Raw genomic sequence first — 23,248 nt, forward strand, 5'->3', positions numbered from 1 at the left:
GGATGATGATGGCTATTCACAATGCACGGGGTATTCGGGTCTGGGCCAGGCTGGCGTGCGGCGCATCGCTTGCCGCGATGACGGCCGTTCCCGCCTTTGCACAGGACGCGGACGAGGGGGCGGTCAGTGCCGACGAAATCGTCGTGACGGGTTTCCGTGCGTCGCTCGACAAGGCACTCGACCAGAAGCGCAATTCGACCGGCGCGGTCGATGTGATCGTTGCCGAGGACATTGCCAAATTCCCCGATCAGAATCTTGCCGAATCGCTGCAACGCATTCCGGGCATTTCGATCCAGCGCGACGCCGGCGAGGGCCGTGCGATCACCGTTCGCGGCCTGGGTGCACAGTTTACGCGCGTTCGCCTGAACGGCATGGAAACGATCGCGACGTCGACCGACGGTGCATCGGCGAACCGCGACCGCGCCTTCGACTTCAACGTTTTCGCGTCGGAGCTGTTCACCTCGCTCGTCGTTCACAAGACCGCTTCGGCTTCGCTCGACGAAGGTTCGCTCGGTGCGGTCGTCGACCTGAACACGGGCAACCCGCTCGGCGGCAAGGAAGGTTTCACGGCCGTCGCGTCGGTGCAGGGGCGATATAACGACCTGTCGAAAGACGTCGATCCGCGCCTGGCCGGGCTGGTCGCCTGGACCAACGCCGACAAGACCTTCGGCGTTTCGGCGTCGGTCGCCTGGGCCGACTATACGACCCTCGAACTCGGCAACAACAGCGTGCGTTGGGCGCAGGCGCCGTTCCGCAGCGTCGATGGCGTGACCTGCATGAGCGGATCGGCCTTCGTCGCCGATCCGTCGGATGAATGTGTCGCGGTCGCCGAAGCCTTCCATCCCCGCATCCCGCGTTACGGCCTCGTCAGTCACGATCGCGAACGCCTGGGCGCCACCGCGTCGATCCAGTTCGAGCCGACCGAAAATACCAAGCTGTCGATCGACGGGCTCTATTCGACCTTCAAGGAGACCCGCGACGAATATTGGGGCGAGGTGCTGCTACGCAGCAACGAACGCGGGATCGACGTGTCGAACTATGTCATCGACGGCGACAACAACCTGATCTCTGCCGATCTCGACAATGTCTATGTTCGCACCGAACGCTATTCCCGCCAGAGCAAAACGAAATTCTACCAGATTTCGGGGCGGCTCGAGCAGCGGCTGACCGACACGTTCAAGCTCAACCTGATCGGCGGCTTTTCGAAATCGAAAGCGGATATACCCGTCGAAACGACGCTGGCCTTCGACGACACCGACGCGACCGGCTATCACTACGACTATTCGAACATGAAATTCCCGCTCCTGAGCTTCGGCGCGGGAATCGATGACCCCTCGTCGTTCGTGCTCGCCGAATTCCGCGACCGCCCGTCGTACCTGACCAACAAGTTCAAGACCTTCGCGGCCGACTTCGACTGGGATGTCGCCGACGGCTTCAACCTGCTCGGCGGCGGCTTTTTCCGCCAGTTCGATTTCGATACCGTCGGCTACCGCCGCGACAGCACCTATTGCGCGGCCTTCACCTGCGAAGACGGTGTCGGCGGCCTGCCCGTGACCTCCGACATCGCCGACATCTTCGAACTCGGCGACGCTGGCCAGCCTTCGGGAAATACCAACGCGTGGGTCGTCCCCGACCTCGACGCCGGGACCGCGTTGATCGACCTCTATGGGCGCCCCGCGGTGCTCCAGCAGGGCGAACAGCGCGCGGTCACCGAAAAGACCTTCGGCGGCTGGTTGATGACCGACTTCGAAACCGAAGTTCTGGGGATGCGCCTGACCGGCAATGCCGGGGTTCGCTACGCGAAGACGAAGCAGAGCTCGTCAGGGTTCACCAGCGGTACGTTCGTCACCGTCGATCGGAGCTATGACGACTGGCTGCCCTCGTTCAACCTGAACCTGCACCCGACCGACAATGTCATCCTGCGCGGCGCAATCGCGAAGGTCATCACGCGTCCGACGCTCGGCAGCCTGACGCCGGGCGGATCGGTCGATCAGTTCAACTTCCGCATCACCTCGGGCAACCCGTTCCTCGACCCCTACCGCGCGACGACATACGACCTGGCCGCGGAATGGTATTTCGCGCCCGGAGCGATTGCATCGGTTGCGTTGTTCGCCAAGGATATCGTGAGCTTCCCCATTTCGACCTCCCTCCAGGGAACCTATGCCGACAGCGGCCTGCCGCTGTCGCTGCTGACCCCCGGAACGCCGGCCTATGACGCAGTCGTGGGCGGAGAGGATCCGGGCCGCCAGTTCGAATTCCGTACCACCGGCAACGGCCCCGGCGCGAATTTGAAGGGCGTCGAACTGTCGCTGCAACTGCCCTTTTCGGTCTTTTCGGACTCGCTGCGCTATTTCGGGGTACTCGCGAACGCGACCTTCGTGAAGAGCGATGTCGACTACAGCATCGCCGGTCCGCTCGCCTATGATCCCGGCCAGAACAAGCTGGTGGCCCAGCCGAACGGCGACTATGTCCAGCCGCTGCTCGGTCTCGCCAAGCGCGCGTGGAATGCCACCGCCTATTATGACGACGGCAAATTCTCTGTCCGCGCATCGGCCGCGTGGCGTGCGGGGTATAACGACAGCACCAGCGGCAACAACAATGTGTTCGAAGGCTATGGCAGCTCGTTCAACGTCGACGCGTCGATCCGCTACGCGCTGACCGACAATATCGAATTGTCGATCGAGGGCACGAACCTGACCGACGATTATCGCTATCGCTTCACCGACCTCGAGGCGAACCGCAATTACGAGAACAACCATTATGGCCGCACCTTCCTGTTCGGAGCGCGGGTCAAGATCTGATTTCCCTGGGACAGTCCCACCCTATATGGCCCGGTCTTCGCACCCGAAGACCGGGCCGATTTTTTGACCGAGGAGGAAGATGTGACGGGTCGCCGCGACATGCTCAAACTGGCCGGCGCGGGAATGCTGGCATCGGGTTTTTCGCCCGTTTCGGCGGGTGCGAATGCCGCCGACCGGGTTCCCGATACGGCGCCGGGGGCGTCCGGCTGGGCGCGCGGGCTCGACGGCCAGCGCAAGGCCGACCTCGGCGACGGCCGTTTCCTGAACCCCGTCATGGCCGGCGACCATCCCGATCCGTCGATCCTGAAGGACGGGCGCGATTATTACATGACCTTCTCGACCTTCGATTCCTATCCCGGGCTGATCATCTGGCATTCGCGCGACCTTGTGAACTGGCGGCCTGTCGGGCCGGCGCTGACGAGGAACATCGGGTCGGTATGGGCGCCGGAGCTGTGCAAGCACGGCGGCCGCTTCTACCTGTATATCCCGACCAAGGGGCCGGATACGAGCTGGGTGATCTGGGCGGACCGGATCGAGGGACCGTGGAGCGACCCCGTCGATCTGAACCTGCCGCATCATATCGATCCCGGCCACGCCGTTGGCGAGGACGGGACGCGGTGGCTGTTCCTGTCGGGCGGCGATCGCGTGCGGCTGTCGGACGACGGACTGTCGCGTATCGGCGAGCCCGAGCATGTCTATGACCCGTGGCATTATCCCGCCGATTGGGTGGTGGAAGGATTTTCGCCCGAGGGGCCGAAGATCACCCGCCACGGGGATTATTATTATCTCGTCACCGCGGTCGGCGGCACGGCGGGGCCGCCGACGGGCCATATGGTCATCGCGGCGCGATCGCGCTCGATTCACGGGCCGTGGGAAAATTGCCCCCACAATCCGATCGTTCGTACCCTGTCCCGGCAGGAGACATGGTGGTCGCGCGGCCATGCGACGCTGGTCGAGGGGCCCGCGGGCGATTGGTGGAGCGTCTATCACGGCTATGAAAACGGCTATTGGACGCTCGGCCGGCAGACGCTGCTCGACCCGGTCGAATGGACCGGTGACGGCTGGTTTCGCATGACCGGCGGCGATCTGTCGCAGCCGATCGCCAAGCCCGCAGGCGGACAGGCGGTCCCGCATGGCATGGCGCTCTCCGACGGGTTCGACACGCTCGCGCTCGGCGCCAAGTGGAACTTCTTCCGCCCCGCATCCGACGAACGCGACCGTGCGCGGGTCGAGGACGGGGCGCTGGTGCTGGCGGCGCGGGGCGCGGCGCCGGTCGATTCCTCGCCGTTGCTGCTGATCGCCGGCGATCAGGCCTATCGCTTCGAATGCGATATCGAGATCGCGCCCGGCGGAACCGCGGGCCTGATCCTCTTCTATGACGACAGGCTGTATTGCGGGCTTGGTTTCGACGAAACGCGCTTCGTGACGCACCAATATGGCATCGAACGGGCGCGCCCGGTCAATCCCCACGGCCGCCGGATGCGGATGCGAGTGACCAACGACCGCCATATCGTGACCTTCGATACGAGCGGCGACGGCGGCAGGACGTGGTCGCGCTTCGACCGCGGGATGGAGGTGTCGGGCTATCACCACAATGTCCGCGGCGGCTTCCTGATGCTGCGCCCCGGTCTCTATTCGGCCGGGGCGGGCGAGGCGCGCTTCCGCGACTTCGTGTTTCGCGCGCTCGACTGACGCCCGACGCGCGCGGTCAGGTCGATTCCGGCGGCGCGGCGACCGACTGGCGTTCGATGAACTCCGACGGCAGGACCGGGCTTTCGCCTTCGGCCGCTTTCGCTTCGGGGCCCAGGAATTCGGCGACAAGGGTGCGCGCCGCCCGCATCCCCATCTCGCGGATCGGCCAGCGTACCGTGCTGAGCGCGGGCCAGATATGCGTTGCGGTCGGCGAATCGTCGAATCCGATGATCGATAGGTCGCCCGGGACCGCGATCCCCCGGTCGTGGGCGACGCTGATCACCCCTGCGGCCATTTCGTCGTTGGAACAGAAGATGGCGGTCGGCGGCTCGGGCTGCGACAGGATCGCCTCCGCCGCCTCCACCCCCGCCGCGAAGCGATAGTTGCCGGGCGCATAATGCGCGTCGGCGAGCGTCAGCCCGGCCTTGTCGAGTGCCTGGTGAAACCCCTTTTCGCGCTCGGCCGCCGACCGAAACCCCGCGGGACCGCGCACGAACCCGATGCGACGATGGCCCAGGCGGACCAGCTTGCCCACCGCCTCTGCCACGACTTCGCGGTCGTTGGACGAAACGCAATGCGTCGCGTCGTCGAGCAGGGCCGAGCCGATGCGGACGTAGCGCACCCCAAGCTCGTCGCACAGCGCGGCAAGATCGTCGTTTTCCGAAATCGGGGGCAACAGCATCGCGCCGATCGGCCGCTGCTTTTCCAGAAAGGTACGCATGTCGTCGAGCAGGCGGTCGGAACCGCGGTCGACCGGCCTTACGATCATCGCAAGGTCGCTGTCCTTGATCGCATCGAGCACGCCCTGCTGGAAATTCAGCACCATCTGCGGGTTGGGATTGTCGTGGAGCAGCGCGATCAGGAAGTTGCGGCGAAAGGCCAGCGCGCGCGCCTGCGGATTGGGTACGAAGCCCAGCGTCTCGATGGCGTCCTGTACCGCCTTGCGCGTCTTTTCGGTGATGAATTCGGACCGGTTGATGACCCGGCTGACCGTCTTTTTCGACACGCCGGCCAGCGCCGCAACGTCGTTGATCGTCGGCTGCTTTCCAGTCTTGCCGCTTGTTCTTGCCGCCATTCGGTCCGCTTTCCGTGGGCGGGGAGGGATACGGTGCCCGCGCGCCGCATTGTCCCGCCCCTTCGATTGTTTGATGGGCGTTCAATTACGCAAAATCAACCGCATCCGACGCTAATGACTTGCTTTTGACACCGGTGTCTTTTACATCCGTCCGGGCAGAGAGGGAATTCATCGAAATGGCGGCGACCGAAGAACAGGATAAAGTGGCACGCGCGTTCCTGGCAGCGCGCGCGCAATTGACACCGCTTTCCCGATATCCCGGCGCGATGCCGCAGACGATGGCGGAAGCCTATGCCATCCAGGATGCCGCAATCGCTCGCGACGGGCGCCGGATCGGGGGCTGGAAAGTCGGCCGGATTCCCCCTGAACTGGTCGATCGGTTCGGCGGCAATCGCCTGACCGGTCCGATCTTTGCCGACGAGATCGTCGCGGGGGATGCCGGCACGGTCCCCGAAATGCGCGTTTATCCCGGCGGCTTCGCGGCGGCCGAGGCGGAAGTGCTGCTGCGCTTCGAGGGCGTCGGCACACGCGACTATGATATCGATTCGGTTCGCGGCTGTATCGCGGAGGTGCGAACGGGGATCGAGATCGCCAGTTCGCCTTTTGCCGGGATCAACCTGCACGGACCCGCGGTGACCGCATCGGATTATGGCAACAACAAGGGGCTCGTGCTCGGGCCGGCGATCGACGACTGGCGCGACATGGATTTGGCCGCGATGCCGGTCGAGTTCCGGATCGACGGCGCCCTTGTCGGCTCCGCGACGATGGAAACGATGCTCGACGGCCCGTTCGGGTCGGCGCTGTTCCTGATTCGCACGCTTCGCGAACGCGGCATCGCGATCCCCGACGGCACATGGGTTTCGGCCGGTGCGATCACCGGCGTGCATGAAATTGCGGCGGGACAGCGCGCCGACGCGCTGTTCGGCGGCCAAATCGCGGTCGCCTGCACGGTGGCCCACCTTTAACGAAAAAAACAAGCGGGAGAGACATATGGCGCAGGCAATCGAAGCGGGAGGGGCGCCGCCGGTGCCCAATGCCGGGCGCTATCGCTGGCTCATCGTCGCGCTGCTCTTCCTTGCAACCGCGATCAACTATGTCGACCGCCAGATGATCGGGGTGCTCAAGCCGACGCTCCAGCACGAAATGGGCTGGACCGAAACCGACTTCGCGAACATCGTCTTCTGGTTCCAGGTCGCCTATGCGATCGGCTATATCGGCTTCGGCCGCATCGTCGACATGGTCGGAGCCCGCATCGGCTACACCGTTGCGATCGTCATCTGGACGATCAGCCACATGGCGCACGGCCTCGCGACCAGCGTGACCCAGTTCGCGATGGCGCGCTTCGGCCTCGGGATCGGGGAATCGGGCAACTTCCCGGCCGGCATCCGCGCCGTGACCGACTGGTTTCCGCAAAAGGAACGCGCCTTCGCGATCGGCCTGTTCAACGCCGGCGCCAATGTCGGCGCGATCATTACCCCATTGCTCGTACCCTTCCTCGTCCTGATGTTCGACTGGCGGGTCGCTTTCTACGTCACGGGCCTGTTCGGGGTAATCTGGTTAATCGCGTGGTGGGCCATCTATCGCCATCCTGACGAGCATCCCAAGCTGTCAGAGGGCGAGCGGGCCTGGATCCAGCAGGACCCCGCCGACCCGGTAAAGCCGATCGGCTGGAGCCGCCTTCTCGGGGTCCAGGAAACCTGGTCCTATGCGCTCGGCAAGTTCTTCATCGATCCGATCTGGTGGTTCTTCCTCTTCTGGCTGCCGGGCTATCTGTTCGAACGATATGATCTGGACCTGAAGAGCTTCGGGCTGCCGCTCGCGGTGATCTATCTCATCTCCGACCTGGGCAGCATTGCCGGCGGATGGATGTCATCGAAGCTGATCAAGGCGGGGCGAACGCCCAATTTCGCGCGCAAGTTCACGATGCTCGTCTGTGCGTGCTGCGTCGTACCGGTCTATTTCGCGCAGGACATCGACAATGTGTGGACCGCGGTCCTGATCATCGGGCTCGCGACCGCGGCGCATCAGGCATTTTCGGCGAACCTCTACACCCTGCCGTCCGATATCTTTCCGCGCGGCGCGGTCGGATCGGTGGTCGGCATAGGGGGCACGGTCGGCGCGATCGGCGGGATGAGCATGGCGCTCTTCACCGGTTACATCCTCGAGACGACCGACAATAATTACCAGATATTGTTCGCAATCTGTGCCAGCGCCTATTTCATCGCGCTGCTCGCGGTCCATCTCCTGTCGCCGAAGCTGGCCCGCGTCGAGGTTTAGGACGGATCGATTGCCGCCGCCGGCCTAAACCCGCGTCGCGGGCGGACCAGACATTTAGGAACCGATCATCGCAACCGCATCGAGACGTTCTCGTCCCGGATAGGCGAACAGCAGGTCCGCAGGCTCCGACGCCTGGATCCGCGCCGCTCCTTCGACACGAAAACACTCCCCGGACGCCCAAGGCTGCGCGTTGATTTCACCTGCTCCGCTCAGCGGAACAAGAAAGCCGGGTTGGTCGGGCTCGACTGCGATCTCGGCGATGTTTCCGGCCCAGCGCTCCAGCACGAAGGTCGGCCCTTCGACCAGGATCATCCTGCCCGGCGCGACCTCTCCGGGGCCATCGATACGCTCGAACGGACGCCGCGAGGCGACCGCAATCCCCGCCTCGACGTGCAATCCGCGGGGTCGGCCATAATCGTAGAGCCTGTAAGTCGCGTCGCTGTTCTGCTGGACTTCGATCAGCGATATTCCGGCGCCGATCGCGTGAACCGTTCCCGCCGGTACGAACAGGAAGTTGCCCCGTCGCACGGGTTCCCAGTGCAGAAGGTTTTCAATGGACCTGTCCGCGATGGCCTCGACAAGGCGGTCCGGCACAATCGCATGGCGCGGTCCGAGCGCGATACATGCGTCCGGATCGGCATCGAGGATCAGCCAGCATTCGTCCTTCCCGCGCGGCAGGCCGGCGGCGCGCGCCTGGCGATCGTTCGGATGGACCTGGACCGAAAGGCGCTCGCTGGTAAAGAGATACTTGACCAGCAATTCGTCGTTTGTGTCGCCTGGCGTCCCGAACCAGATTTCACCGACCGGGCCCTCGGTCCCGGTCGCGTCCGGAAAGCCGCTCCCGAGGACGCGCCGTCCCCACGGTTTTTCGACGCGGTGCGTCCCGAGCCGCACGACGCTCATGCGTGCGCTCCCGCCGCTCGGACGATGTCGGCAACCACCGATGGATCGGCCAAGGTCGAAAGATCGCCGAGATCCGATGTCTCACCCTCGGCCACCTTTCGCAGGATGCGCCGCATCACCTTGCCCGAGCGGGTCTTGGGCAGGGACCGCACGACCTGAATCGTTTCGGGCGTCGCAATCGGGCCGATTTGCGCACGAACGGTCCGGACGAGCTCGGCGTGCAGATCCGAACCGTCGGAGTTGTCCGCCCCGATCGCGACATAGGCGTAGATCGCTTGTCCCTTTACCGCATGCGGAATGCCCACCACGGCCGCCTCGACGACCATCGGATGCGCGGCGAGCGCGCTTTCGATCTCGGCGGTTCCCATGCGGTGGCCCGACACGTTGATGACGTCGTCGATCCGCCCGGTGATCCAATAGTCGCCATCGGCGTCGCGGCGACACCCGTCGCCGGTGAAATATTTTCCCGGAAAGGTCGTGAAATAGGTCTGGAAAAAGCGGTCCGGATTGTTCCATACGCCGCGCATCTGGCCCGGCCAGCTCCTTGCCAGCACAAGGCAGCCCTCGGCAGCGCCGACCAGCTCGCCCCCCTCTCCGTCCAGCAGTTGCGGTTCGACGCCGAAGACCGGTCGCGTCGCGCTTCCAGGCTTGAGGTCGGTCGCGCCGGGAAGAGGCGCAATCATGATGCCCCCCGTCTCGGTCTGCCACCAAGTATCGACGACAGGGCAGCGTTGCTGCCCGACCACGTCGTGATACCAGTTCCATGTTTCGGGGTTGATCGGTTCCCCGACCGAGCCGAGCAGCCGCAGCCGGTCCCTGCGCGTATCCCGGACATGGTGGTCGCCCGCCCCCATCAGGGTCCGCAGCGCGGTCGGCGCCGCATAGAAGGTCTCGACACCAAGCCGGTCACAGATCTGCCAGAAGCGCCCTGCGTCCGGATAGGTCGGGATGCCCTCGAACATCACCGTGGTCGCGCCATTCGCGAGCGGCCCATAGACGATGTAGCTGTGCCCGGTGATCCAGCCGATGTCGGCCGCGCACCAGAACACCTGCCCCGGGCGATAATCGAAGACATATTCATGGGTCATCGATGCCCAGACCAGATATCCGCCGCTGCTGTGCACCACACCCTTCGGCTCGCCGGTGGAACCCGATGTGTAGAGGATGAACAGGGGATCCTCGGCCCCCATCGGTTCCGCGGCGCAATCGGCGTCGGCCGCCGCGATGGCGGCCGCCCAGTCGTGATCGCGACCTTGCTCCATCGGCACGGCCGTGCCGGTGCGGGCATAAACGAAGACATGCTCGACCGACGGACATTGCGCGATGGCGGCATCGACATTGCGCTTGAGCGGCACGGTGCGCCCGCCGCGCACGCCCTCGTCCGCTGTGACAACAATGCTGCTGCTGCAATCACGGATACGGCCTGCCAGCGCTTCGGGAGAGAAGCCGGCGAAGACCACCGAATGGATGGCGCCGATCCGCGCGCACGCCAGCATCGCGATCGCGGCTTCGGGAACCATCGGCATATAGATCGTCACCCGCGCCCCGCGCCCCGCACCATGCGCCTTCAGCACATTGGCAAAGCGGCACACCGCCGCGTGCAACTCGCGATAGGTGATGCGGCGGGTGTTGCCCGGTTCGTCGCCCTCCCACAGGATCGCAACGCTGTCGCCGCGCTCCGCGAGGTGCCGGTCGAGGCAGTTCGCGGCGACATTCAGCGTGCCGTCGGCGAACCAGTTGATGCGGAAGTCGGCTTCCTCGAACGACCAGTCGCTGACCTGGGTGAAGGGAGCGATCCAGTCGATCCTGCGCGCTTCGTCGCGCCAGAACCCGTCGGGATCCTTCAGCGACCGGGCATAGCGGGCTGCATAATCCCCGGCATCGATCAGGGCATGCTCCGCCCAGCCCGGCTTTACCGGGTGAACTCGACTGGTCATTCAAAGTCTCCTGACGGTTGTGCTGGAGTGGGTCAGTGGTCCGAAGCGGCGGACGCACCCAACCCGGTTTCCGAGCGGATCTGCTGGTCACGAAATGCCTGGCGCTCGCGGTCCCCGGTCGCCGACCGGTCGAGCACCGAAATCAGCCAGATCATGAAGAAGCCGAGCGGCACCGAGATGATCGCGGGCGACGAATAGGGGAAGGGTGCATCGGAAAGACCGAATGTCTGTTCCCAGACCGCCGGGGACAACAGGGTCAGGACGAACGCCGTGAGCAGCCCGGCCAACCCTCCGACGGTCACGCCGCGCCCGGTGCATCCGCGCCAGTAGAGCGACAGGATCAGCGCGGGCACATTGCCCGATGCCGCGAGCGCAAAGGCAAGACTGACCATGAAGGCGACATTCTGCTTTTCGAACAGGATGCCCAGGGCGATCGCCACGATGCCCAGCGTCAGGGTGGTGATCCGCGAAACCTTGAGCTCGTCTGCCGAGGAGGTGCGCCCGCGCCGCCAGACCGATGCGTAGAGATCATGGCTGACCGCCGATGCGCCCGACAGCGTCAGTCCGGCCACGACCGCAAGGATGGTCGCGAATGCGACGGCCGAGATGAAGCCCAGAAACAGGTCCCCGCCGACCGCGTGCGCCAGGTGGATCGCCGCCATGTTGAGGCCCCCGCGCAAACCGCCGTCCGCCGCCTGATAGACCGGATCGGTCGCCACCATGACAATCGCACCGAAACCGATGACGAAGGTGAGAAGGTAGAAGTAGCCGATCCAGGTCGTCGCCCAGAGCACCGATTGGCGCGCCTGTTGTGCATCGGGGACGGTGAAGAAGCGCATCAGGATATGCGGGAGCCCGGCGGTGCCCAACAGCAAGGCAAGGCCGAAAGACAGTGCGGAGATCGGATCCTTGATGAAATTGCCCGGCCCCATGATCGATTGGCCGCGAGCCGCCGCGTCCGCCGGGGGCACGCCGTGCGCGAGGGCGAGGTCGGTCTTTACCTGCACCGCGCGCGCGAACAGCGCATCCAGCGAGAATCCGAACTGCCAAAGGACCGACAAGGCAATGAAGGTTGCACCGGCGAGCAGAAGGACGGCCTTGCTGATCTGGATCCAGGTCGTCGCGGTCATCCCGCCGACCAGGACGTAGACGATCATCAGCACGCCGACGAGCACCACTGCGATCGGGTAGGAAAGCCCGAACAGCAGCTTGATCAATTGTCCCGCCCCGACCATCTGCGCGATCAGGTAGAAGGCGACGATGAGCAGGGTGCTGATCGCGGCGAAGCTTCGCACGGGCCCCTGCGCAAAGCGGTACGACGCGACGTCGGCGAAGGTATAGCGGCCGAGATTGCGGAGCTTTTCCGCGATCAGGAACGAGATGATCGGCCAACCCATCAGGAAGCCGATCGAATAGATCAGACCGTCATAGCCATCGGAGTAAATCTGGGCCGAAATGCCTAGGAACGACGCGGCCGACATGAAGTCGCCGGCGATCGCGAGCCCGTTCTGGAAGCCGGAGATTCCGCCGCCTGCCGTGTAGAAGTCGGATGCCGTGCGGGTTCGGCGCGCAGCCCAGCGCGTAATCCCGATCGTCAGCATTGCGAACGCGCCGAACATCGCGATCGCGATCATGTTGAGCGGCTGGCGCTCCGCCTGCCCGCGAATGACATCCGCGAGCGCGGGCGTCGCAATGCCGAGCGCCAGGACGACAAGGGCCAGCCGGATCATTCGGCGTGGTCCGCAAGAATCCGGGCCATGATCGGGTCGAAGCGCCGGTTGGCGCGCCGCGTGAACATCGCAATTGTCGCGATCGAGAACAGAATCAATGCGAACCCGACCGGGATGCCCCAGCTCGTGACATGCCCGGCGATCGGCGTCGCGAGCAGCGCCTTGTCGAGCGCGATCACCAGAATGAAGGCTGTGAACGCCGCGACCACGGCAATCGACAGACACCATGCCAGGCGCGTCCGCGTCCGCACCAGCGCGATATAGCGGGGATCCCGCGCGATCTCTTCCATACGGTCTTCAGTCATGAAAATCCTCCGGGGCTGCGAGCGCAGAGCGGTCCGATCGATCGGGCAAGGTTTCGCTGGCGGCCATGCTCAGGTCGCCGGCTGCGGTTGGCTCGGGGCGGCGGCGACCTTTTTCCAAGACCCGCCCGAGTTCGGCATGAAGAAGTGATTGAGCGGCAGGATCGCGGCGCCGACCGCCGGAGCATCGGTCGAAAAGGCGGCGCGCAGGATCGGGCAGATGACCGGCGCGTCCAGTCGCTGGGCGATCATGCGGCGATAGGTGACATCGGCAAGCTGGTCCATCACCGCTGGCGGCAACCGTCCGCCGAGCAGGATGGCATCGGGATTGATCAGGCAGTTGACCGCTTCGATCGGCTGTTCAAGGCGCGGCGCGGCTCCGTCGATCCACGCGTTGACGATCGGCGCCGCCGCTGCGGTCGGCACCGCTCGGCCGACGACATCGTCAATCTCGAGGTGTCCGGCCGAGAGCATCCGGCCAAGCCCCGACAGCGACACATAGGATTGGATCGTATCCCGACCACCGACAACCGCGTCGCGCATGAATCCGAGTTCGCCGCTGCGCCCGTTCGAACCGCGAAACAGCGCGCCGTCGATCACCAGGCTTCCGCCCAGGCCCGAGGAGATCAGGATGTAGAAGAAACTGCGATACCGCTGGCCGAGGCCGAATTGCATCTCGCCCAGTGCTGCTGCGGCGGCGTCATTCTCTACAAAGACCGGCAACGTGAACGGATGCGCAAGCAGCGCGGTCATGTCCGTTTCGCTCCATTGCGCATAGGCAGCGGGCCGTCCCTCGAGATCGACGACGCCGAGATCGTCGGGCACCGCGACGCCGATCCCGATCAGCGATGTCGGATCGACCCCCGCGTCGGCGAGCAGGCGAACGATCGTATCGTCATAGAAGCTGCGGACTTGGTCGGGCAGCGCGAACTCCACGTCCCGCGTCGCCCGCGCGACGACCTGGCCGTTGAAGTTCAGGACGGCCAGGGTGATGTGGTCGCGGTCGATATTGAGGCCAACCGAGTGGCGGGCATCGGCACGGATCCTGAGCGGCGTCGCTGGCTGCCCCCGCCCGCCGCGTCGCGCCTCGCTCTCGAGGATCAGGCCCTCGTCAAGCAGGCGGCGAGTAATGTTCGAGATCGTCGGGGCGGTCAGGCCGGTGATCGTCGCCAGCTCGACCCGGGTCAGCTCGCCATGAACGCGGATGGCGTGCAGCGTCGTGCGCTGATTATGGTTCGCAGCATGCTCGAGATTGGTCCCTGACCAGCGCGTGTCGGGGGTCGGGAAATAGGTCATTCTGCTCAGTCTTTCGTGGACGATGCCGATGATGCGAACAGCGGGAGCGTAGCGGCATTTGCCATTGCTTCGAAGCCTGCATCGCCGGGGTGCAGCTTGTCACCGGAATCCAGCGCCTCCTGTAGGGCGGGCGGCGACGTGCCATCGCTGAGCGCTGCCTCGAAATCGATCACCGCATCGAAGTTCCCGGGCTTTCGGATCCAGTCGTTGGCCTCGCGCCGAACGCGCTCTCGGTCGACGTCGATGAAGCGGGAGCCCCAAGCGGGGGTGAGCGTCGCGCCGATCATCACCAACCCTCGCTGATGCCCGTCCTCGATCAGCTTCCTATACCCTGCGGCCAGGTCCGCCGCGGTGATCTTGCGCGCCCTGAACGCGCCGCTCAGCGCGATATCGTTGATGCCTTCGAGCACGACCACGTGGGTCACCCCCGGCACGGCGAGCACGTCGCGTCCGAACCGGTCGATCGCGGACGGACCGCGACCATAGGCCAGCAGACGGTTGCCGCTGATTCCCATATTGACCACGCCGCAGTGCCGATCCGGCGACGCCGCGATCAGCCGCTGCGCCAGGCGGCCGGGCCAGCCGCGCCATTGCGCCTGCTTGCCCCGCGCGCCTTCGGTAATCGAATCGCCAAGGGCGACGATCGTGCACGGCGCTTGCGCATTGTGGACGCTGACCAGGCTGACGAACGGCCGGCTGGCGATGGTCTCGGGCGCTCCTCCCGAGGCGGGCGCATACTCGGCACGGAAGCCGGCGTTCCCCGGTACGTCGGTGCTTGGCGCGCTCGTCTGGACGGTGACGAGAATATCCTGCCCGGCGCGAACCGGAAGGGCGACCGGGTCGGTCGACAGCGATGCGCCGGCTTCCACCGTGGCACCCGGCTTTGTACGGAACGTCGCGGGATGCGCATCGGCGGCGGCCTCGAAGCCGGAGGGCGCGGCGGGCGCCACCGTGACCGATGCGATTTCAAGCGGCACAGCGTTTTCGGGCGTGGTGAAGCGAAGCGCCACTCCCCGACCCGACTGGGTCAGCCGGATGCGATAGCGGAACGTGCCGGCAGGACGCGTCTGGTCCGACTTGGCCGTCGGCGGGGAAGCGGCATATCCCCACGCACCGACCCAGGGGTTGGCCGCCTTTTCCTTCGCCGCAGCCGGGCTGGCCGCTGCGATCAAGGCGAGCGCAGGCAGCGCCAGGATCGCCCTATGGAATATCGTTCGCGAAATCATGCCGCCTGTCACTCCTTCACTATCGTCAACGTGCCGCCGCGCATGATCTGGGCATGCGAGATTCGCCGTCCCTCAAGCTTGTGGCCATCGAGGTAGATCGACACGATCCGGCTCGCCCGCGCGGGCCCGCGCGTCTCGATCCGGAATTGCTTTCCGCCGTCGGCTGCGATCGAGACGCGGTCTGCGGCGGGCAGCGAAATCATGTACCAGGGCTCTCCCGGAACCAAGGGATACAGGCCGATCGATGCCCAGACATACCAGGCGGACATCGCCCCGCCGTCGTCGTCCATCCCCTCGGCAAATCCGGGCGAAAGCGAGAAGCTCTTCTGAACGAGAGGAGCTTCGAGCTTGCGCTGATTCTCGTACCAGTGCGCTGTGGGCGCATCGCGCAACTGACGGACCAGTCGGTCCATCCGCGCCGCGCCGTCGCCGAGCCCGAACAGAAACGGCGCGTGAATATCGGGCTCGTTCGTCATGTTGAACATCTGGCGATCGAAAAATGCGCCGAGTTCGCGATCGAACCGTCCCGACCCCAGTGCCTGTTCGCGGAGCCAGCCGAGGTCGAACACCGGCGCCCAGCGATATTGCCACAAGGTTCCCTGATACAGGCCGCGCGCCTTCACCACATCGCCATCGGCGCCGAGGTCGCGAAAGGTGTCGAGCCACATCGGACGATAGCCTTGCCAGCGTCGAGTGAAATCGGCGGCGAGCGATTCCCTGCCGCGATCGGCGGCAAGCTGTGCCACCGCCCACTGATCATAGGCCAGTTCGAGCCGCTGGTCGGGTGTCTTGTTCGGCAGTTCGCCGGTCTCGACGGCCATCGCATCGAGCGCAGACGCCGGGTCGAGCGTACCGAGGCCCTTTCGGTGCAGGTCGAGCAGGGCGATCCCCGCATGTTCGGTACGCACGCTCAGGAACGGCTCTGCCGGGCCGGCCCATTGCGCCTTGTCCGAGCGGAAGAGTTCGACGAGCGAATCCGCGATATCGCGCGCGACATCGGGCGCGGCGAGCGCGACCAGCGGCACCTGCGTCCGGTAATTGTCCCAGAGCGACCATCCCGCGTAGCGATGACGTCCCGCGCCGACACGGGCCAGCGCGCCGCCCGACCGGCGATAGGCCCCCTCACTGTCGTCCACCCGTGCCGGCATCTGCAGCGACCGGAACAGCGCCGTGTAGAAAAGCGCGCGACGATCGGCCGGGGCATCGAAGCCGAAACGCGCCAGTACCCTGTCCCAGGCATCGCGCGTCAGCCGGCGCTGTTGCCGGATCGATCGCTTGCCCAGCCCGGCCTCTAGCACCGTCTTGGCGGACGCCGCATCGACGCTCGAAAGCGCGGAGCGGAACTCGATACGATCTCCCGCCTTCACCGCGATCGCGAAGCGCGCCGCACCCTTTTGGTCGACGACCGCCCGCGCAGGGACGGGGCTGCCGTTCAGCAGCAGTGTCCCCGCAACCCCCAGACGATAGGTTCCGCGATCGCAGACGGTGGCGTTGGCGAGGGTGAGTTGCAGATCGTCCGGGGAGGTGCTGATCCAGCGATGCTCGACATGCCGGGCATAGCTGTGCGTCGGGTCCAGCACCACATGGACCAGTCCCGAGCGCGGCAGCGTGAACTGGCTGATCGCGACCGATTGGCCCGCGGCGAGTTCGGCGGTGATCGGCGACTTGCCATAGCGGACGCGGTACCAGCCGGCACCCGCGCGCTCGCTGTGCGTGTCGATCGTCCACGGCGCCGCCTCGTCGGCATAGCCCACGCTGACCAGCAGGTCGCCGCCGCCACCCTTGCACCCGACGCCCTGCGCGCGGGTATGCGAAAAGCCGCGCAGCAAGGTGGCCGCGCGGTCGTACCCGATATGATTTGCGGGAGTCGTATCGGGCGCCAGCTGGACCATTCCGAACGGGGCCGCCGCGGCTGGGGACAGCTGTCCGCGATCGCCCTGGGTGCCCATAAACGGGTCCACCAGATCCACCGGCGCCCGTTCGCGTCCCGATGCGACCGACGCGGAGAGCGCCACCAGCGCCAGCGTAAGGATGTGACCCCGAATCTGCATCATGGTGTAATCGCGCGATTTACGATCCGATGAAAGCGATCGATGGGGCAGGCGAGCCGCGTCGGCGCGCAGGCGGGAATCGGCAGCGGCGTGAAAACATCGCGCCTGCCGGAAGATGGGGTTTCGGAGCGGACCGCGTCGAGCGTCGGCGAACGCAGGATCGCGCGTACGAAGCGCTCGCCGGCCGCGTTCCGAACCAGTTGCAGTCCGATCGCACCGCTCGGCGGTGGATCGTCGGGCGCGAGCCCCGGCACCTGCCAGTGAAGGTCGAGCAATCCGGCCACCGCCGCGATGTTGCTGTCATGCCCGATCAGCATGGTCAGCCGGGGCGTTCCCTTCTTCTCCGAAAGGCCGGCGACCATGCGGCGCAGGGTCGGGCCGCCAAACGCCCGGCCGATCGCGGGGGTGCGGTGGATCGTATCGTAAAGCTGTGCGCGCAGGGCGCCGATTTTGCGGAGGTCTTCCTTGTCCGCCCGTCCCCAGCCGGTCCGGGGCATGCCTTGGGCATATTCAAGGGTCAGGATCTGGATCGCCTTTGCGCCTTCTTCTATGGCACCGCCCAACCGCGGCTCTCGACCCCTATGGTCCGGACGCAGCCTAGTCGGGTGACGGCGTACGCCGCATTCCGCCCGCGGCTTGTCGCCGCAGAGGATCGCATCCAGCCGATCCAGCAGGGGTGCATATCTGGCATCAAGCGACGCGAACCCGCCCGGCGGCAGGCGCCGTTCGACCGCGGCGCGGGCCGCCTCTACATCGAAGGCCGCAGGCGCCGCTTCGATCGGCGCGAATATCGGATCGGGCTGTCCACTTTGCACGGTTGCCGGTTCGATCGAGCAGCCGGGCGCATATCCCTTTGCCCAAGCACGCGCCGTTTCGGTCGTGCGCTGGTCATTGTCCGCAAGCAGCGCGATCGAACCGGGCGACGGGCACCCCTTGCCTCGTTCGATCGGGAAGGCGGTACGGTCGAAGCTTCCGACGCGGACGACCGCCTCGAACCCATGCGACGTCAGATGCGCCCGCGGTACGGGCCACTCCGGCCAGGGCGACGCCGCCACGCCAGGCGGCATCGCCGGGTCGGAGAGCGGCGCGCGCACGCCATGACGCATCAACATCACTGTCCGTTCGACCACGATCTCGCGATCGGCGGACGGGGGCGACGCAGCCGCACCGCTCGCCAGCAAGACGAATGATGCGGCCGCAAGGCAGAGGCGCGCCCGTGCCCGCATCTCAGAATTTGAACCGCGCCGCGAGCGACAGGACCCGTCCCTCGAAATAGACGCGGTCATTGAAGCTGCTGTCGTTTAGCTCGCGATCGCCCCAATAGGCGCGCTGGGGCTTGCCGAGCAGATTCTGGCCGTCGAGTGTCAGCGTCACATTGTCGGTCACTTTATAGGACGTCGACGCGTCGAGACGACTGATCGGATACCAGTTCAAGTTCCCGATCGGATCGCTCAGCACATAGGCCAAGACGAAGCGGCTGCGGATCGCATAGGCCACGCGCGCACGGAACCGCCCGTCGTCATAGAAAAGGGCGGCATTGAAACTGCGCTTCGAAATGCCGGTGATCGGGCCTTCGAACTCCGTGTTTACCGGGGTGGCGGGAAGCGTCTGTTTTGTGTCGATAAGCGTGAAGTTCGCCGATGCGCCGAAATTGGAGAGCACGCCGGGCGCGAAGTCGAAGAATGTGCTGGCCGATAGTTCCACCCCCTTGATCACGCCGTCGCCGGCGTTGATCGGGCGCTGGACCGACACGGTGCCGGCGGCGGATCCGGGCAGGAGTTCGTCTTCGCGCGTGTTGACGATGAAGCCGTTCACGTCCCGGATGAAACCCGCGATGCTCGCCGATCCGGCGCGTCCGAAATACCATTCGAGCGACGCATCCCAGTTGGTCGAGCGAATCGGTTGCAGGTTCGGATTGCCGGCGGTCGCCGCCGAGGTGATGGCGCCCGAAGCCGCGATGATCTCTGCCAGGTTGAGGCTGGGGTTGAGCTGCGAGAAATCGGGACGGCTGAAGGTTTTTGTCCACGCCGCGCGCAGTTGAACATTGCGCCCGAAATGGACGACCGCGCTGACGCTGGGGTCGACGTCGAGATAGTTCTGTCGCCCGTCGATCGGCGTATAGGTCACGACGGTTCCGGCCGAAGTGCGCGTGGTGGTGACCTGGGTGCCGGAGATCGCCAGCTTGGTGTTGACGATCCGCGCGCCGATGACGCCGTCGACCGACACGTCGCCGCCAAGGTCGAAACCATATTTGGTCTGGGCATAGAAGGCATAGCTGCGTTCGGTCCCGCTGAACGCCTGAAGCGGGTTGAACGCCGGCGTTTCGCTGCCGAACAGGGCGGCCTGTCCGGGCAGCGTCGCGACATAGGCGTTCAGCGCGTTCAGGTTCGCCGGATCGTCGAGGAGTCGCGTATCATATTGGACCCAGCCGGTGGGAACCGGGACATCGTCGCCATAAAAGCCGCGGTCCTGAATTTGCGGACTGTTGCCCCCCGGGAAATTCGACATGGGAAGCCGAAGCGCATCGAGGTTGGCAAGGCGGGAACCGGTCTGAAAATCCGTGCTGCGCGACGCATAGCGGAACCCCGTCTTGAGCAGTTTGATCAGGCCGCCGCCGGTATCGAGCTCCAGATCGGTTCGCCATTGCAGGCCGTCCGCCTTTGCCTTGCTGATCGCGTCCGAATAGGCGCGGACATAGAAGTTTGCCGGATCGGCAATGTCGACATTTCCGGCATAGCCATAGGAAAGCCCGCCATATTTGGAATCGCTCTGGAAGATCGCGTCGACCGTGGGCCGGTCGCGGAATGCAAGGAGGAACAATTGCGACCGGCTGTCCTGCGTCGACCGCGTATAAATGGCCTGGGTCGAGAGCGTTGCGCGCCCCGCGATATATTGCGCGGCGAATTCCGCCTGGGTCGTGTTGATGTTATTGTCGGTACGCGACGAGCGCGGACCCGAGGCAGAGACCGTCGCAAAGCTCGCGCTTTGAACGACATTGGTGCCCGGAACCAACGTCACGTCGGTCAGCGTCGACGGCACCGCCGTCTGCACATCCGCGTCATAGTTTACATTCTTGTCGTCGATATTGGTGACGCGCAGATCGATGCGCAGGTTCGACGCGGGCTTCCATTGAAAGGAGCCGGTCAGCACCGGGCGTTTGTAGCGCCCGTTCGGCTGCTTCACCAGGATCACGCCCGGATATCGTACCGTGCCGAGGCCGGTGGGCGTGATGTTCGCCGACGCCGCGCTGTTGGTGGGCGACAATGTCTCGCGATAGGATTCGAAATAGTCGCGCCGCAGATAGGACGCATTGAGCAAAAGGCCCATTTCGCCAATGCCGGTGTCCCAGCGGTCGCTGATCAGGATATCGCCGTTATAGAATAGTTTGCGCGACTGATCGTCATAGCTACCGCGCAGGGTGCCGGCGACGACCAGATCGTCGCGAAAATCGAAGGGCTGGCGCAATTCCACGTTCACCGCCCCGCCGATGCCGCCTTCGATCAGGTCGGGGGTCAACGCCTTGTAAACCGTGATTGAGCGCAGCAGTCCGGCCGGGTAGCTGTTCAGCAGGCTGCGCCGCGAAGAGCCATTATAGGATTCCTGGCCGTTCAGCGTGGTCAGTGTCTGGGACAGGCCGCGGATCGTGATCGCCTGGCCCTCGCCGCGATTGCGGAAGATCTGGACGCCTGGAAGGCGGGCCAGCGCTTCGGTCGCGCTGTTATCGGGTAGTTGCCCCAGATCTTCGGCAACGACCGTATCGATGATCGCGTCGCTGCGCTGCTTGGCGGCGCGTGCGCTACGCAGGCTTTCACGATAGCCTGTGATGACGATTTCCTGCTCGGTGGCAGGCTTCGCCTCTTCGGACGTGTCGGTTGTCTTGGACTCGTCGGTTTGCGCGACGGCTGGCGATGCGATCGCCAGCATCAGAAACGTGCTTGCGTACAGGGACGCGCGAAAGTGACTCATGGAACCCCTCCTTTGAAGAACGAGTTCGACCGACTCGCTGATAATTAAAACAACATGATGAACTTAATATGTCAATATGATTGCACGGGCGAGGGTGGTTTTCTAAATACGCACGGTTTATCAATAATATAGAGCAAGCCGCTCCAATCCACTCTGTCACATTAAAAAAAATAAATTGATTTATGTGTCCTATTCGGCATGTTCTTAGCCGGAGAGGAGACTTAGATGGAGCCCACCAGAATCGGGGCCGTCGCAACGGATCGCAGGGCGCTGCTCGCGGCGCTCGCGACAGGCCTTTTTGCAGCCGGAAGCGCCCGCGCAGACACCGCCTGCGGCGACCCCGCACAAGCGGCCCGCGACCGGGCGCTACGGGAGGATTTCGCAAATCTTGCGAAATATGCGGAGGACAATGCGCGCGTCCGCGCCAGCGGCGATCGCCCCTGCATGATATTCCTGGGCGACAGTATCACGGAGCGGTGGATGCGACTGCGCCCCGGATTTTTCGGTCATGGGCGCCTGTGCCGCGGGATCGGCGGGCAAACGACCCCCCAGATGCTGGTCAGGATGGTGCCCGACGTCATCGGGCTCCGCCCGCACGCCGTCCATATCCTGGCGGGCACCAACGATATCGCGGCGAACACCGGACCGATGACGCTGGAGCAGTCGCGGGACAATATCGATGCCATGGCGACGCTTGCGCGGGCGCATGGCATCCAGGTGCTGATTGGATCGGTCCCGCCTGCCGCGGCATTTCGCTGGCGCCCCGAAAAGCGCCCGGCGCGGGATATTATGGCGCTCAACGACATGCTCCGGCGGCTCGCCGAACGGCACCGCGCCGACTGGATCGATTATCACTCCGCCCTGACCGACGCCGAAGGTGGAATGCGGGAGAATATGGCGGGGGATGGCGTCCATCCTCTCCCCGCCGGCTATGCCGTTATGGAAGCGGTGCTGGCACCGCATTTGTCCCGGATCGCCTGCGGGACGCGGCACCCGTGACCGGATTCGTCCAGCCGCCGCTCGTTGCGGGCGTCGAACTTGGCGGCACCAAGTGCATCTGTACGCTCGGGCGCGGGCCCGGAGCGATAGACAAGCAGCTTACGCTGCCGACATCCGACCCGGATACGACGCTGGCGGCGATCTCGGATCAACTCGATCGCTGGCAGGCCGATACCGGCTTTGCCGCGCTGGGGATCGGCAGTTTCGGTCCGATCGATCTCGACTGCAACTCGCCGCGCTACGGTGCGATCCAGACCACCTCGAAGAGCGGATGGAGCGGGGTTGCGGTCCGCGACCGGATTGCGGGCTCGCTGGATGTCCCGATCGGTTTCGACACCGACGTGAATGTGGCGGCGCTGGCCGAACTGCGCTGGGGTGCGGGTCGCAACGCCGCCGCGCTGGCCTATGTTACCGTGGGCACCGGGATCGGTGTCGGACTGACGAGGCCGCCAAGCGGTCGCCACGCCGAATTGGGCCATGTCCGGATCGCGCGACAAGCCGGCGACACCCGGGCCAGCGTTTGCCCCTATCATGACGATTGCGCCGAAGGGCTCGCATCGGGGCCTGCAATCGCCGCAGCGTTCGGGTCGGCGTCGCCCGGGTCGGCGCCGCTCGACCATCCGGAATGGGTAAAGACCATCGGCTATCTGGGGCAGCTTTGCCATGTCATCATGTGTGCCGGCGGGGTCGATCGGATTCTGTTCGGCGGCGGCGTTATCATGGGAAATCCGACGATCGTTCCTGCCATCGAAGCGGCCATGCGCGCCAGCCTCAACGGCTATCTGGATCTGCCCGGGGATCGCGCGCTGATCGCACCCGCCGGGCTGGGGCCCCAGGCCGGGCCGCTCGGCTCGCTCGCGCTGGCGCAGGACGCGGCAGCCCGGTCCGCGAATAAGCCCTATCCCGAACGGAGACCTGTGCGGGTGTAACCCGTCTCGCGCCCGCCGTGCCGGAAAACATCAAGACGGGGAACCCGTCATCATCAGGAGAGGA

Annotated in this window: 16 protein-coding genes; 6 read left to right on the forward strand and 10 right to left on the reverse strand. The window is 65.0% G+C overall.

What is annotated here, in order from left to right:
- Positions 1-5: 5 nt before the first annotated feature.
- Positions 6-2,801 (forward strand): TonB-dependent receptor, encoded by a 2,796-nt coding sequence (locus AC58D2_RS06090; protein WP_497388580.1) that lies wholly within the window; start codon positions 6-8, stop codon positions 2,799-2,801.
- 99 nt (positions 2,802-2,900) lie between these two features.
- A complete protein-coding gene (locus AC58D2_RS06095) occupies positions 2,901-4,493 on the forward strand; it encodes a family 43 glycosylhydrolase (RefSeq protein WP_497388582.1) in 1,593 nt (530 codons plus the stop codon).
- Positions 4,494-4,509: 16 nt separating this feature from the next.
- On the opposite strand, the gene AC58D2_RS06100 is transcribed toward AC58D2_RS06095, so the two are convergent.
- Positions 4,510-5,568: a LacI family DNA-binding transcriptional regulator gene (locus tag AC58D2_RS06100; protein ID WP_497388318.1), complete on the reverse strand. Its 1,059-nt coding sequence runs from the start codon at positions 5,566-5,568 to the stop codon at positions 4,510-4,512.
- Between the two features lie 176 nt (positions 5,569-5,744).
- On the opposite strand from AC58D2_RS06100, the gene AC58D2_RS06105 reads away from it, so the two are divergent.
- Both AC58D2_RS06105 and AC58D2_RS06110 read left to right on the forward strand, forming a co-directional pair.
- Positions 5,745-6,533, forward strand: coding sequence for a 2-keto-4-pentenoate hydratase (locus AC58D2_RS06105; RefSeq protein WP_497388320.1), 789 nt, complete (start codon positions 5,745-5,747; stop codon positions 6,531-6,533).
- Positions 6,534-6,558: 25 nt separating this feature from the next.
- Positions 6,559-7,845: an MFS transporter gene (locus AC58D2_RS06110; protein WP_497388322.1), complete on the forward strand. Its 1,287-nt coding sequence runs from the start codon at positions 6,559-6,561 to the stop codon at positions 7,843-7,845.
- A 54-nt stretch (positions 7,846-7,899) separates the two neighbouring features.
- Here AC58D2_RS06110 and AC58D2_RS06115 read toward each other — a convergent pair whose 3' ends face one another.
- The 9 genes from AC58D2_RS06115 to AC58D2_RS06155 all read right to left on the reverse strand — a co-directional run bounded on the left by AC58D2_RS06115 (position 7,900) and on the right by AC58D2_RS06155 (position 21,256).
- A complete protein-coding gene (locus AC58D2_RS06115) occupies positions 7,900-8,748 on the reverse strand; it encodes a class I mannose-6-phosphate isomerase (protein WP_497388324.1) in 849 nt (282 codons plus the stop codon).
- The gene (acs, locus tag AC58D2_RS06120) at positions 8,745-10,685 is read right to left on the reverse strand and encodes an acetate--CoA ligase (protein ID WP_497388326.1); all 1,941 of its coding nucleotides are present in this window, start codon (positions 10,683-10,685) and stop codon (positions 8,745-8,747) included. The genes AC58D2_RS06115 and acs overlap by 4 nt, the downstream gene beginning before the upstream one ends.
- 32 nt (positions 10,686-10,717) lie before the next feature.
- Entirely contained in the window at positions 10,718-12,415 is a 1,698-nt protein-coding gene (locus tag AC58D2_RS06125; protein ID WP_497388328.1) for a cation acetate symporter, read from the reverse strand.
- Entirely contained in the window at positions 12,412-12,720 is a 309-nt protein-coding gene (locus tag AC58D2_RS06130; RefSeq protein ID WP_497388330.1) for a DUF485 domain-containing protein, read from the reverse strand. The genes AC58D2_RS06125 and AC58D2_RS06130 overlap by 4 nt, the downstream gene beginning before the upstream one ends.
- Positions 12,721-12,789: 69 nt before the next feature.
- Positions 12,790-14,013 (reverse strand): ROK family transcriptional regulator, encoded by a 1,224-nt coding sequence (locus AC58D2_RS06135; RefSeq protein WP_497388332.1) that lies wholly within the window; start codon positions 14,011-14,013, stop codon positions 12,790-12,792.
- Positions 14,014-14,018: 5 nt separating this feature from the next.
- Positions 14,019-15,239: an SGNH/GDSL hydrolase family protein gene (locus tag AC58D2_RS06140; protein ID WP_497388334.1), complete on the reverse strand. Its 1,221-nt coding sequence runs from the start codon at positions 15,237-15,239 to the stop codon at positions 14,019-14,021.
- A gap of 8 nt (positions 15,240-15,247) precedes the next feature.
- Positions 15,248-17,293, reverse strand: coding sequence for a glycoside hydrolase domain-containing protein (locus AC58D2_RS06145; protein ID WP_497388336.1), 2,046 nt, complete (start codon positions 17,291-17,293; stop codon positions 15,248-15,250).
- A complete protein-coding gene (locus tag AC58D2_RS06150; RefSeq protein ID WP_497388338.1) occupies positions 17,290-18,402 on the reverse strand; it encodes a histidine-type phosphatase in 1,113 nt (370 codons plus the stop codon). Before AC58D2_RS06150 ends, AC58D2_RS06145 begins: the two co-directional genes overlap by 4 nt.
- A 115-nt stretch (positions 18,403-18,517) precedes the next feature.
- Positions 18,518-21,256: a TonB-dependent receptor gene (locus tag AC58D2_RS06155; protein ID WP_497388340.1), complete on the reverse strand. Its 2,739-nt coding sequence runs from the start codon at positions 21,254-21,256 to the stop codon at positions 18,518-18,520.
- 225 nt (positions 21,257-21,481) lie between these two features.
- Here AC58D2_RS06155 and AC58D2_RS06160 point away from each other — a divergent pair, with 225 nt between their 5' ends.
- Complete coding sequence (locus AC58D2_RS06160; protein WP_497388342.1) at positions 21,482-22,255, forward strand: GDSL-type esterase/lipase family protein; 774 nt, start codon at positions 21,482-21,484, stop codon at positions 22,253-22,255.
- Positions 22,252-23,184 (forward strand): ROK family protein, encoded by a 933-nt coding sequence (locus AC58D2_RS06165; protein ID WP_497388344.1) that lies wholly within the window; start codon positions 22,252-22,254, stop codon positions 23,182-23,184. The genes AC58D2_RS06160 and AC58D2_RS06165 overlap by 4 nt, the downstream gene beginning before the upstream one ends.
- Positions 23,185-23,248 lie beyond the last annotated feature (64 nt).

It is taken from the genome of Sphingopyxis sp. CR5 (genome assembly GCF_059693785.1).